The organism is Paenibacillus apiarius, from assembly GCF_017052585.1.
Classification (GTDB): Bacteria; Bacillota; Bacilli; order Paenibacillales; family Paenibacillaceae; genus Paenibacillus_B; species Paenibacillus_B apiarius.
In genome coordinates, this window is sequence record NZ_JAFFHZ010000001.1 from 3,717,628 (window position 1) to 3,729,698 (window position 12,071).

At 50.2% G+C, this 12,071-nt stretch carries 11 protein-coding genes and 1 pseudogene; 9 read left to right on the plus strand and 3 right to left on the minus strand.

Going from position 1 to position 12,071, the window contains the following annotated elements; all coding sequences use genetic code 11:
* Window positions 1–4: 4 nt before the first annotated feature.
* From JSQ80_RS16645 to JSQ80_RS16670, 6 genes and pseudogenes are all read left to right on the plus strand, one after another.
* Complete coding sequence (locus JSQ80_RS16645; protein ID WP_206096058.1) at window positions 5–850, plus strand: ABC transporter permease; 846 nt, start codon at window positions 5–7, stop codon at window positions 848–850.
* Window positions 851–954: 104 nt separating this feature from the next.
* The gene (locus JSQ80_RS16650; RefSeq protein WP_206096059.1) at window positions 955–1,965 is read left to right on the plus strand and encodes an ABC transporter ATP-binding protein; all 1,011 of its coding nucleotides are present in this window, start codon (window positions 955–957) and stop codon (window positions 1,963–1,965) included.
* Window positions 1,962–2,951 (plus strand): ABC transporter ATP-binding protein, encoded by a 990-nt coding sequence (locus JSQ80_RS16655; protein WP_206096060.1) that lies wholly within the window; start codon window positions 1,962–1,964, stop codon window positions 2,949–2,951. The genes JSQ80_RS16650 and JSQ80_RS16655 overlap by 4 nt, the downstream gene beginning before the upstream one ends.
* A gap of 142 nt (window positions 2,952–3,093) precedes the next feature.
* A complete protein-coding gene (locus JSQ80_RS16660) occupies window positions 3,094–3,552 on the plus strand; it encodes a hypothetical protein (RefSeq protein ID WP_206096061.1) in 459 nt (152 codons plus the stop codon).
* Window positions 3,553–3,945: 393 nt separating this feature from the next.
* Window positions 3,946–5,532, plus strand: coding sequence for a peptide chain release factor 3 (locus tag JSQ80_RS16665; protein ID WP_087435874.1), 1,587 nt, complete (start codon window positions 3,946–3,948; stop codon window positions 5,530–5,532).
* A 173-nt stretch (window positions 5,533–5,705) separates the two neighbouring features.
* Window positions 5,706–7,070 (plus strand): annotated as a pseudogene (locus JSQ80_RS16670) (IS1182 family transposase).
* A gap of 114 nt (window positions 7,071–7,184) precedes the next feature.
* Here the strand turns inward: JSQ80_RS16670 and JSQ80_RS16675 are convergent.
* From JSQ80_RS16675 to sspI, 3 genes are all read right to left on the minus strand, one after another.
* The gene (locus JSQ80_RS16675) at window positions 7,185–7,952 is read right to left on the minus strand and encodes a class I SAM-dependent methyltransferase (protein ID WP_206096062.1); all 768 of its coding nucleotides are present in this window, start codon (window positions 7,950–7,952) and stop codon (window positions 7,185–7,187) included.
* Window positions 7,953–7,955: 3 nt separating this feature from the next.
* Window positions 7,956–9,020 carry a MerR family transcriptional regulator gene (locus JSQ80_RS16680; RefSeq protein ID WP_206096063.1) on the minus strand — a complete coding sequence of 355 codons (1,065 nt, stop codon included), beginning with the start codon at window positions 9,018–9,020 and terminating at the stop codon, window positions 7,956–7,958.
* 327 nt (window positions 9,021–9,347) lie between these two features.
* Window positions 9,348–9,575, minus strand: a complete 228-nt coding sequence (gene sspI / locus JSQ80_RS16685) for a small acid-soluble spore protein SspI (protein ID WP_087435877.1) — start codon at window positions 9,573–9,575, stop codon at window positions 9,348–9,350.
* 289 nt (window positions 9,576–9,864) lie between these two features.
* Here sspI and JSQ80_RS16690 point away from each other — a divergent pair, with 289 nt between their 5' ends.
* The 3 genes from JSQ80_RS16690 to JSQ80_RS16700 all read left to right on the plus strand — a co-directional run bounded on the left by JSQ80_RS16690 (window position 9,865) and on the right by JSQ80_RS16700 (window position 12,040).
* Complete coding sequence (locus JSQ80_RS16690; RefSeq protein WP_206096064.1) at window positions 9,865–10,533, plus strand: potassium channel family protein; 669 nt, start codon at window positions 9,865–9,867, stop codon at window positions 10,531–10,533.
* A complete protein-coding gene (locus tag JSQ80_RS16695) occupies window positions 10,530–11,372 on the plus strand; it encodes a TrmH family RNA methyltransferase (RefSeq protein ID WP_206096065.1) in 843 nt (280 codons plus the stop codon). Before JSQ80_RS16690 ends, JSQ80_RS16695 begins: the two co-directional genes overlap by 4 nt.
* A 146-nt stretch (window positions 11,373–11,518) precedes the next feature.
* Window positions 11,519–12,040, plus strand: a complete 522-nt coding sequence (locus JSQ80_RS16700) for a GrpB family protein (RefSeq protein WP_206096066.1) — start codon at window positions 11,519–11,521, stop codon at window positions 12,038–12,040.
* The last annotated feature ends 31 nt before the right edge of the window (window positions 12,041–12,071 follow it).

A 12,071-nucleotide genomic window follows, 5' to 3' on the forward strand; every position in this document is an offset into this window, starting at 1 on the left:
AGAAATGAACCAAATGAAATGGCGCAACGTACTGACACAGTTGAAAGAACAGAAGGCGGCGCTCGCCGCGCTTATCATACTCGCCGTATTTGTCCTCATGTCCGTCTTGGCCTTTCTGTCGCCGTATGATCCGAACAAGATTATGCCTATGGACAAGCTGCAGGCACCGAGCGCAACCCATTGGTTCGGAACGGATGATTACGGGCGTGATTATTTCGCCCGCGCGCTGTATGGCGGACGCGTATCGCTCTCCGTCGGTTTCTTGTCCATGGCGATCGCCGTCTTGGTCGGAACGGCCGTGGGGACGGTGAGCGGATATTTCGGAGGATGGGTCGATAATGTGCTGATGCGCACGGTCGACGTATTGATGTCCATTCCGTCGTTCTTCTTAATGTTGATTTTAAATGCGTATTTAAAGCCGGGAATCAGCACGATTATTATTATTATCGGCATGCTCAGTTGGATGAATATAGCGAGAATTGTGCGTGCGGAGACATTGTCTGTCAAGGAGAGGGAATATGTGCTCTATGCTCGTGTCTCTGGACAGAGCAGGCTTGCTATTATTTTGAAACATATCGTACCGAACATTATGCCGACCATTATCGTCGCGGCCACGATTAACATCGCATCGGCCATTTTGATGGAATCGTCGCTCAGCTTTCTCGGCCTTGGCGTGCAGCAGCCGAATTCATCATGGGGCAGCATGCTGAATAACGCGCAAGGTTATATCGGGGAGGCTCCATATTTGGCGTTATTCCCTGGAATGTTCATCTTGTTGACTGTTCTGTCCTTCAATTTCTTGGGCGATGTATTCCGTGTAGCGTTCGAACCGAGAGCGAATCGAAGATAAAAGATTGCGCGGACGCTTTCATTCAACTCGCATGAATCGCACAGGATACAGCCCGACGATACGATGGGAACTGGCGAATGATTATATACAACGGAGTGAGACTTATGACTGAATTGCTATCCGTTCAACAACTGAGAACTTCGTTCATGACACGGGGTGGGGAAGTGCAGTCTGTCCGGGGCGTCAGCTTTGATGTGCGCGAGGGGGAAGTAATCGGCATCGTTGGCGAGTCGGGCAGCGGCAAAAGTGTTACCGCTAAGTCGCTCATCGGTCTTATTCCCCCGCCAGGACAAATAAAAAGCGGAGAGGTATGGTTTCGCGGCGAAAATATGTTGGCCATGTCCGATAAAGAACTGCGCCGCATCCGCGGCAACCGTATCGCTATGATTTTTCAAGACCCGATGACCTCGCTCAATCCGGTAATCAAGGTCGGCGCGCAAATCATCGAGGTGCTGCAGCGGCACAAGAAGCTCGGCAAAACGGAAGCCCGCGCCCGGGCTATCGAACTGCTCCGGCAGGTGGGGATCCCCTCTCCGGAGACACGCATCGACCAATATCCGCATGAGTTCAGCGGCGGCATGCGTCAACGCGCGATGATCGCCATGGCGTTGTCCTGCCAGCCGGAATTGTTAATTGCGGACGAGCCGACTACCGCTTTGGACGTTACGATTCAGGCGCAAATTCTCGGATTGATGAAGCAGCTGCGGGATACGACCCGCACTGCCATCTTGCTAATTACGCATGACTTGGGCGTTGTAGCGCAAGTATGCACCCGTGTAGTCGTCATGTACGGCGGACTCATTATGGAAGAGGGAGCGGTAGAAGATATCTTTGAAAGACCGCAGCATCCATACACGCAAGGGCTGCTGCGTTCCATTCCAAAAGTCACGGATGGTCAGCGTGAAAGATTGGCTACGATAGAAGGCACACCGCCTAATTTGCTCCATCCGCCCGAAGGCTGTCCATTCATGGAACGCTGCGCCTACGCGACCGAGCAGTGCCGCCAGATGCCGCCTTACGTGACGACGGAGCCGGGGCACCGTTCGCTTTGTTGGCTGCTGGATGAACAGCATCAAGAAGGCAGCAATCAGAAGCGGGAGGAGGATGCCGAATGAGCAAGAAGGAAGATGTGCTGCTGGACGTCCGCGGTTTGAAGAAATATTTTCCTGCTTCCAAAGGTTTATTTGGCCGCAACCGCGAAGTGTTAAAAGCGGTGGACAATGTAAGCTTCCAAATCAACCGTGGCGAAACATTCGGTCTTGTAGGCGAATCAGGCTGCGGCAAATCGACGACAGGGCGTTCCATCGTCCGCTTATATGATGTGACAGGCGGTGAGATATGGTTCGATGGAAGCAATGTAGCCGGCATGCATGAAACGGAGCTGAAGCCGTTCCGCAAACGGATGCAGACGATATTCCAAGATCCGTATTCATCGCTGAATCCCGGAATGAACGTTACGCAAATCATTAGCGAGCCAATGGAAATTCACGGGTTCGGAAGCCCGCAGGAGCGCCGCCAGATCGTGTTGGAGCTGTTGGACAAAGTCGGATTAAAGCCGGAGCATGCCGAGCGTTATCCGCACGAGTTCAGTGGCGGGCAGCGGCAACGCATCAGCATTGCGCGCGCGTTGTCGGTGAGACCTGAATTTATATTGTGTGATGAGCCGATATCGGCATTGGATGTGTCTGTCCAAGCGCAGGTTGTAAATATGCTTGAGGATTTGCAGGCGGAGTATGGATTGACCTATTTATTCATAGCCCATGATTTATCGATGGTACGGCACATTTCGAATCGAATCGGCGTCATGTATCTCGGCAAGCTGGTGGAGGTTGCGGAAAGCGATGAGCTGTACCGTCGTCCCGCGCATCCTTACACGCAAGCTCTGCTATCGGCTATTCCCGTGCCTGATCCGAAGGCGGTAGGCGGAGCTTCATCCGCGATGCTGCAGGGGGATCTGCCAAGTCCGTTGGATGAGATTCACGGGTGCAAGTTCGCTTCGCGCTGTCCGTTTGCTACCGAGCGGTGCCGTGAACAAGAGCCGGAGTGGCGGGAGATTGCTCCGGGCCACTATGCAGCCTGCCATCTGCATGCCGGGGAATGAGCATGATTAGGATGAGGTGCACCCGGGATTAGAGCAAGGCGGATACAGAGGTCTGCTTCGTGATTTAATGGTGATCAGCGACGGCTGAGGCTCTCAACTCAACAATAACTGTCTTGTGGACAGGGAAATGGAAGGTGTCTAGATGGCAAACGGAATTTTGTTGTCGCAAAATACAGCAATCATGTTGGAGCGGGCGCGCCGCAAAGGCTTGACGGACGAGCAGTTGCTGCACATCATCCGCACTGAAGATATTAGCCAGCTTCTTCGGATTAATGAAGAATGGTACACATATGATGAATTTTTGTCCTATGCGAAAGAGCATGGCGAATCGTTGGAGGAAGCCGTTCTGGAAGGCTACCGCATCACTTTCAATACGATGAACGGATTGAAAATTTGGCTCCATGAACGGTTCGGTGTGGAGGAAGGCGCAGATTTCACCCGGGGAGAGGGACAATACAGCGGGTTGAAGCTGTCCGAAGCCGACCTGGATGTGCTTCGAGCGACACTTGCGGCGAACTGGACCGTTATCGAGGAAGAAACGGCTGCTCATGGTCAAGAACGAACGGTGACGCTCGCGGTGCGCGCCTTGGTTGGGCAATAAGCTTGAATAATTGAGGACTGTAAGGCGCCTGTTTCTCTTCTAGGGGGAGAATCAGGCGCTTATTTTTAGCATCACTCTCCGAGATAATCAGAATAACCTTAGTTTCAATCTCCCAAGCAGTCAGGATTCAAAACGTTGAGAAGAAGCAGACGGAGCGCTTTCTATAGATATAAGTCATGAAGCAGCCTGATGGAAGGGGAAAATGAAGCAAAGAGTCGTATCAAGCAACTCCTAGTTTAGATGTAATCAGCTCAAAATATTTCTTTATACGATTCGCCGACACAAAATATTTTTATGTTAACGCTCATGTTGTTCGCTTTCCCCATTTATGGCCTTCCCTATTTTGTGATACAATAACAGATACGTGATTTTGTGATGAGAGGGCTAAAAAATATGAGCAAATCGTTATCCGAACAATTGAAGCAAGAAGTGGAGAAACGCCGCACATTTGCGATCATTTCCCACCCTGACGCCGGGAAGACGACGTTAACAGAGAAGCTGTTGCTGTTTGGGGGAGCTATTCGCCTGGCAGGAACGGTAAAAGCGCGCAAAGCGAGCAAGCACGCGACGAGCGACTGGATGGAAATCGAGAAGCAGCGGGGAATTTCCGTCACTTCTTCGGTTATGCAATTCGATTATAAAGGACACCGGATCAACATTCTCGATACGCCGGGTCACCAAGACTTCAGCGAGGACACATACCGCACGCTTACCGCTGCGGACAGCGCCGTCATGCTGATTGACGTGGCCAAAGGGGTCGAGGCGCAAACGATTAAGCTGTTCCAGGTGTGCGCGAAGCGGGGCATCCCGATCTTTACGTTTATTAACAAGCTGGACCGGGAAGGACGCAGTCCGTTCGAGCTGATGGAAGAAATTGAGCAGGTGCTCGGCATCCGTTCGGTTCCGATGAACTGGCCGATCGGCATGGGACGCGGGTTGTGCGGCGTCTATGATCGGATGAAGAAACAGGTGGAATTGTTCCAGGGGGACGACCATTCTGTCATTAAGGTAGAAAAAGTCGAGGATTACCGCGATCCGGTCATTCGGGACATGGCGGGCGATTATTTGCATGATCAATTGTGCGAAGAGCTCGAGCTGCTCGATGTGGCGGGCGATGAATTCGATTACGAGAAAGTCAAGCGCGGTGAATTGACTCCGGTCTTTTTCGGCAGCGCGATCAATAACTTCGGTGTACAGACATTTCTGGAGAACTTCCTGCAATTGGCGCCGAAGCCGGAAATCCGTCAGTCGACGGAAGGGCCGGTTGATCCGACCGATGAGAAATTTACAGGCTATATTTTTAAAATTCAAGCGAATATGAACCCCGCGCATCGTGACCGTATCGCCTTTTTGCGCATTTGCTCAGGCAAATTCGAACGCGGAATGAGCGTGAAGCACGTTCGTGCAGGCAAAGAGATTAAGCTGGCGCAGCCGCAGCAATTTTTGGCTCAAGACCGGGATATCGTTCAGGAAGCGTTCCCGGGAGATATTATCGGTTTGTTCGATCCGGGCATCTTCCGTATCGGAGACAGCTTGAGCCAAGGTTCGGAGGTAACGTTCGACGAGATGCCGACGTTCTCTCCCGAGATTTTTGCACGGGTAACGGTCAAAAATGCATTGAAGCATAAACAGTATCAAAAAGGCGTAGACCAACTGACGGAAGAAGGCACTATTCAAGTGTTCCATGCGACAGGCGTATTCGACGAGACGATTCTGGGCGTCGTCGGGCAACTCCAATTCGAGGTGTTCGAATACCGCATGAAGGCGGAGTATGGAGTGGAAGTGATGCTTCAGCGCCTTACGTACCAGTTTGCGCGTTGGGTGTCGGGGGCATCGCTGGATCCATCGAAGTTCCGTATCAATTCGCAATTGGTCACAGATAAGAATGGGAATTATGTGGCGCTGTTCGAGAACGAATATGCAATGCGTACGGCTATGGACAAAATGCCGGATGTGACCTTTTCGGAGACTGCGCCATAAGCGGAGAATTACAAAGCGAGAAGCTGGATCAAACAGACCCGCCGATATATCGGCGGGTCTCAGGCTGTCGAGAAAGTTCTCGACAGCTATTTTTATTTGACTTAATTCAACACGACACCGCGTTAATATTGTATAATATAGGTAACAATACTCATGACGGAAGGTGCTTGGTTATGTTGCGTTCCAATCGGGAAAGACAACAATCTTACGAATTCGTTTCAATTGAGGATTTGGTTCCCCAAGATCATTTGCTGCGTAAGGTGGACAGATACATTGACTTCTCGTTTATAGATAAGAAGGTTCGTCCCTTGTACTGCGAGGACAATGGTCGGCCTGCAATTGATCCTGCAGTCCTCTTCAAGATGATCTTTCTCGGTTATTTCTATGGCATTCGCTCCGAACGCCAACTTGAACGTGAAATTCAAACCAACCTGGCCTATCGCTGGTTCTTAGGGCTAGGGCTTACCGATAGAGTTCCTGACCATACAACGATTAGCTGGAATCGACGTACCCGTTTTAAAAATACGGATATTTTTCAAGAGGTCTTTGATGAAATTGTACTGCAAGCGATTCAACACCGGATGGTCGGAGGACGTGTACTGATTTCCGACTCCACACATGTCAAAGCGAACGCTAATAAACACCAGTATACCAAGCAACAAGTGCTGCAAAACACCAAAGATTACATTGGCGAGCTCAACGCTGCGGTTGAAGTAGACCGGAAGGCAAACGGAAAAAAGCCCTGAAAACCAGAGAGGACGTGAGAGTAGAAAAAGAGATAAAAGTGAGCAAGACGGATCCCGACAGTGGATATATGATTCGAGACGGTAAGCCGGAAGGATTCTTTTATTTAGATCACCGCACCGTAGATGTAAAATACAATCTGATTACGGATGTACATGTCACGCCCGGAAATGTCCATGATTCTGTGCCGTATTTGTCACGCTTAGATCGCCAAAGTGAACGATTCGGTTTTGAAGTAGAAGCTGTCGCCTTAGATTCAGGTTATTTGACTACGCCTATTTGTAAAGGTCTGCAAAAACGAGGGATTTTTGCTGTGATTGCTCACCGAAGATTTCATCCTACGCAAGGATTATTTCCAAAATGGAAATTCACTTATGATGCTGAGCGGAATATTTACGTCTGTCCAGCTAAGCAGGAGCTTTCTTACCGGACAACCAACCGAGAGGGTTACCGGCAATATGCCTCTGATCCAGAACATTGCAAGAGCTGCCCTTTACTGAACGAATGTACACGCTCTCGAAATCACCGAAAGGTGATTGCCCGGCATGTATGGGAGGACAGCAAAGAGTGGGTACGGAACAACCGGCTTAGCAAGTCAGAAGTCAGGCAAATGGTTGTACCGCAAACGAAAAGAAACAATTGAGCGAAGCTTCGCGGATGCTAAAGAGCTCCATGGGTTTCGCTATTGCCGTTTACGCGGACTGCAAAACGTCAGGGAACAAGCCTTGATGACGGCGGCCGTGCAGAATATGAAGAAGATAGCGATCCACCTGGATCGCCTGGAAAGAGGGTAATTCCCCCTCTTTTCTTTACTCATGTAGCTGGATGAAAACAAAGAGAAACCCTCGTCTTGAAAAAGACAGGGTTTCTCGACAAGCTGAGACCCGCCGATATATCGGCGGGTCTGTTTACCATTCTTTCACCCACATGCCCGTGAAGGATGGCAGCAAGACAGTTCCATCAGCCTCTTGACGGAGCATGCGAAGCGCCTCGGTGCCAAAGAACCAGGCTGAGAGCGATTCTGCCTCACAAAGATTCGGAAAGCGAAAGTCGGTCTGAAGTATGGTGCGGCGAAAATGATGGCGTTGTTCGATAGCTTCAATGTATCCGCGTAATAAGGGAAGAACTTCAGGGGCCTCCACACCGGTTCCGAGCGTTTCCCAGATGACCATGCGACCGCCCGGCCGCAGGATGCGGCACGCCTCTTCCATGATGGTGGGCAGCATGTCGTTCTGCTCCTCATCGCTGCAGGCGTAGCATATGGTCCAGCCAGCCAGCACCAAGTCGGCGGAAGCATCTGCCAGAGGCAGACGATGATGCGATGCCGTCACGGTACGAACCCTATTGGCCTGTACGCTGTCATAATGCCCAGCCTCGACGTCACGCCGCACATTCGCTTCCAATTGGCGCAGCATGGAAGCAGAGGCGTCACAGGCGGTGTATTCGATTAACTGAGGAGCATATTGGAGCACGAGACGCGCCAAGCGCCCTGTGCCCGCTCCAAGCTCTGTGACCCGGCCATGTGATTCCGCTTGCAGCAGCGCGCTTAGCGCTTGTCTCAATTCCAGCCTGTCGTCCTCACACCCGATAAGCCGATCATATTTATCTGCTTGATGCTCATAGATGAAGTCATGATCGGGAACGGCAATATGATTCGCTGAATGCTCAGATGCCATCGTTCAGACTCCTTTCTTTTTTCGCACAACGAGCAAATGCATCAAGTGAGTCAGTTGATCGGCAGTTACGTCATAATGATGCCGTTCCAACCAGGATATTAAGCGGGAGCGATCCGCATAATATTCGTCGTGAATCGCCGCGATGGAGTGCGTATCTCCCTTCGCTTCCAATTCAGCAATAAATGCTGTCCGGTGCGCTTTATCAATGAACATCAGATCGGCAATGACGAGGCGCCCCTCTGAAGCGAGCACACGTCCCATCTCTTCAAGGGCGATTTCTTTCTGCTCATCCGTCAAATGATGGAGCGCATAACTTGTCACAATAAAATCGAACCGCTCGTCTGCAAGCGGCAAGGCCATCATATTGCCCTGAAGGAGCCGGATGGCCGGCCACTTCTCCTGACAGCGTTCAAGCATGGCCGCGGATTGGTCCACCCCTGTCATCTCGGCTTCAAGGCGCAGGCAGCGACCCGCCAAATTGCCTGTTCCTATACCCACCTCCAGCCCGCGATCTCCCGGCTTCGGGTCGGCTTCCCGGCATACCCGGTCCAAGATCTGCTCGTAATCGGCATGTACTCTGAGCGAATCAGTATTCATATACACCGCGTCATCGTATCGAGTAGCTTGCGCATCGAAATTCCAGCGATCGGACCAATCGCTGCGCAGCTTTTGATAACGGCGTGACTGTTCGCCGATATGATGCAATTGTTTCACGACAACCTCTCCCTGTTGGTTATGATCCATGTCAAGCAGATTATCCAGCAGCCCGAGCAAGCGTTTGAGCTCTGCATATTGCAAAGCCAGCTCTTGCCGCTTCTCCAATAAATAAGGACGCAAGGCCATCATTTCACCGGCCTCCGCCTCGTCGATGCAGCTGCGGATGTGCTCCAAGGACAAATTCAGCTCCCGCAAAGCGCCGATAGTGCGCAGACGGTCAATGTCCGCTTCACGAAACACGCGGTAGCCATTATCCTCTTGCTTCGCAGGGGATAGCAATCCCTTCTGTTCATAGAACCGGATGGCGCGGGCCGTCATGCCTAACCGCTCTGCCGCTTCTTGTATTTTCATGCATTCAACTCCTTTTGCAATCATTGTAACGTTTGACGCTGCGTCAATGTAAAGCAATTTCGCTAGAATGCTGAATTAACATAGCCGCATGGGTTTGGCTAATAGGTTGCTTAACCGATATGATTACGGGTATCTAATTTGCACGTGATGGCTCGCGTTCGTATGAAGCACGGATGAATTAGGTTGGGGATTGGACAAGATTGCGGAAGAAGAAACCAAAAGGGGAAGGGTTATCCGGCATCGGGAACAGGGGAGGGCGGCTGTTTCGCTTACCGTCATGCCGCCGCTGCCCGTTCTTTGACGCGCATATTCATACCAGCTTGCCTGTTATTGCGGTCCTTGTCCTTCGTGCAGCTTATGCTGCAAAGTATCGACCAATTGTTGACGCATATCATCGTCGCTTTCTTTCCAGATCATTTCGAACAACACGCCAAGCCCAGGAAGCGCGCGTTCGTCAAAATCGATAGAGCCCTCGATCATGCCGACAATGTCCTCATCCGACTTATTCGTTACTTTTTGAACGATGGCTTGACGCAAATTAAGAGTGACGGCCATTGGGTACTCCTCCTTCTTTCACGTTCCGCATGTTCGCCGAGCTGTCTATTCGTATAGCCTTAGTCCTGTTTATCCCTTTCTCAAAAAGTGGGAGTAAGAGGCGCACAATATGTACGCAAGACACGGTTACACTACATAGCAGAAGGTTCACCTTGCGGCTTCGCGTATAACGTTCCCTAAGGTTTTCGTCCTCATGCATCGATTGTCAGACAGACAAATTTCAACAAACGGGATGACCATGGTATAATAATTGCATTGATAAGTGCCGGTATATGGGGAAGGTGAGTCTATGGCTGCGAAAAAGCAATTTGCAATCATTGGGATGGGACGGTTCGGTTCTAGCATCGCACAAAGCTTGAGCAAGATGGGCTTCGAAGTGCTTGCGATCGATTCAAGCCAACAGAAAATACAAGAAGTCGTGAATATGGTGACGCATGCCGTATCTGCAGACTGTACAGATGAGGATGCGCTTAAGGCACTTGGCGTCCGTAACTTCGACGTTGTCGTGGTTGCCATCGGACAAGATATTCAAGCTAGTATTTTAACGACGTTAATATTAAAGGATCTCGGGGTGCCGAAAATTGTGGCGAAAGCGCAAAATGAGCTGCATGGCAAGGTATTGAGCAAGATTGGAGCCGACAAGGTCGTGTTCCCGGAACGAGACATGGGCACACGGGTCGCGCATAATCTGATTTCTCCTAATATTTTGGATTACATCGAGCTGTCTGAGGATCACAGCATCATTGAAGTGCGCGCATCTTCGCTAATGGTTGGCAAGAACCTGAAGGAATTGGACATTCGCGCCAAATACGGTTGTAACGTTATGGCGATTAAAAATAACGGAAAGACGAACATTTCTCCATATGCGGAGGATCGTATCAAAGAAGGCGATATTTTGGTCATTGTCGGCCTTAACGATCATCTGCACAATCTGGAGTTGGCATTCTCCGAATCATGAGAGAACAGAGAATAACATCCCTGCAAAATATAAGAGTGAAGCAATGGGCCCAGTTAAAAGAGCGCAAGCATCGCAATAAGGAAGGCCGGTTCCTTGTAGAGGGAATCCATCTAGTGCTTGAAGCGCTGCGTTCCAAGGCAGACGTTGAGACAGTAGTGTACGATATGGAAGCGGGTATTCCGCGGGAATTGACCTCATATGGTCCAGACATCGTCTCAAGCATGTCTCAAGGCGACGGAACTGCGCAAGCGGGCGTAGAATGGATAGCTGCTACCGATGCAATTATTCGCAAGTGTTGTGACACAGATACGCCGCAGCCTGTATTTGCTGTAGTGCGAAAGCGGAAGGCAGATGGGCTGCAAGCTTTGCTTCGCGCAAACTCTGCGCTAGTCGTCGTCGTCGATGGTGTGCAGGATCCCGGCAACCTGGGAACGATTATTCGAACGGCGGATGCGGTCGGTGCTGACGGCGTGGTCATAGGTAAAGGGACAGTCGACCTATACAATGCCAAAACAGTGCGTTCCACTATGGGGTCTTTATTTCATCTGCCCATTGTGGAAGGGAATTTAACGGAACTGCTGCCGGAAGCGAAAGAATGCGGGGCGCGGGTTGTGAGCACAAGTCTACAGGCGTCGCACTCGTGCTATGGCTACAATTATTGCGCTGCGACCTGGATTGTCGTGGGTAATGAAGGGCAAGGCGTGTCCGAGGCGGTGCAGGCGCTGGTGGATGACACGATTATTATTCCGATGCGCGGTCAAGCAGAATCGCTGAACGTCGCGATGGCGACGACCGTGCTATTGTACGAAGCGATGCGTCAGCGTCATTATTCTAACTAAATCTCATGCAGCAAGCTGTCTGCAAAAACTTACTTTCATGATAAAAAAACGGGGACAGGAGCGAGGGGAATCAATGCTCTTGCTCCCGTTCTTTTTTGGTACATCTATTCCTCTACTAAACTATAAGAAGGGAGCGCATATGAACAATGGCAGAAAGAACCAGGGTTATCGAGGTTGTTCCATACAATGCGGACTGGAAAACGCAATTTTATAACATGAAAGAAATGATTACGAGTTACATCGGTGATTTGATCTTGAAAGTAGAGCATGTTGGCAGCACCGCAGTAGAAGGATTATCGGCTAAGCCAATAATTGATATAGATGTAGTCATTGAGAGCTACAGCGTGCTGCCAGCAATTATTGCTCGATTAGCTAAGGAAGGATTTGAACATCAAGGAAATTTGGGAGTGGAAGGTCGGGAAGCTTTTCAAAGAACGTTTGCCGATGGGCATATGAAGTATCACCTTTACGTATGTCCCCAAGACGGCAAAGGATACTTGGAACATATTGCATTGCGCGATTATCTTCGCGCCAATGAAGCCGCCCGCAACGAATATCAATCATTAAAATTGAAACTGGCGCAAATGTATCGTTATGATATTGATAAATATGTCGATGCAAAGACAAAATTTATAACAGATATTTTACGTAAAACGCTCTATCGTTGAGTAAAAAGATAAATGAAATAGGTATCAACAG

Coding starts and splice junctions, on each gene's coding strand:
- JSQ80_RS16665 (WP_087435874.1), top strand. CDS start 3,946: ATGAGCAAATCGTTATCCGAACAATTGAAGCAAGAAGTGGAGAAACGC.
- sspI (WP_087435877.1), bottom strand. CDS start 9,575: ATGGCCGTCACTCTTAATTTGCGTCAAGCCATCGTTCAAAAAGTAACG.
- JSQ80_RS16695 (WP_206096065.1), top strand. CDS start 10,530: ATGAGAGAACAGAGAATAACATCCCTGCAAAATATAAGAGTGAAGCAA.
- JSQ80_RS16660 (WP_206096061.1), top strand. CDS start 3,094: ATGGCAAACGGAATTTTGTTGTCGCAAAATACAGCAATCATGTTGGAG.
- JSQ80_RS16655 (WP_206096060.1), top strand. CDS start 1,962: ATGAGCAAGAAGGAAGATGTGCTGCTGGACGTCCGCGGTTTGAAGAAA.
- JSQ80_RS16690 (WP_206096064.1), top strand. CDS start 9,865: ATGGCTGCGAAAAAGCAATTTGCAATCATTGGGATGGGACGGTTCGGT.
- JSQ80_RS16680 (WP_206096063.1), bottom strand. CDS start 9,020: ATGAAAATACAAGAAGCGGCAGAGCGGTTAGGCATGACGGCCCGCGCC.
- JSQ80_RS16650 (WP_206096059.1), top strand. CDS start 955: ATGACTGAATTGCTATCCGTTCAACAACTGAGAACTTCGTTCATGACA.
- JSQ80_RS16645 (WP_206096058.1), top strand. CDS start 5: ATGAACCAAATGAAATGGCGCAACGTACTGACACAGTTGAAAGAACAG.
- JSQ80_RS16700 (WP_206096066.1), top strand. CDS start 11,519: ATGGCAGAAAGAACCAGGGTTATCGAGGTTGTTCCATACAATGCGGAC.
- JSQ80_RS16675 (WP_206096062.1), bottom strand. CDS start 7,952: ATGGCATCTGAGCATTCAGCGAATCATATTGCCGTTCCCGATCATGAC.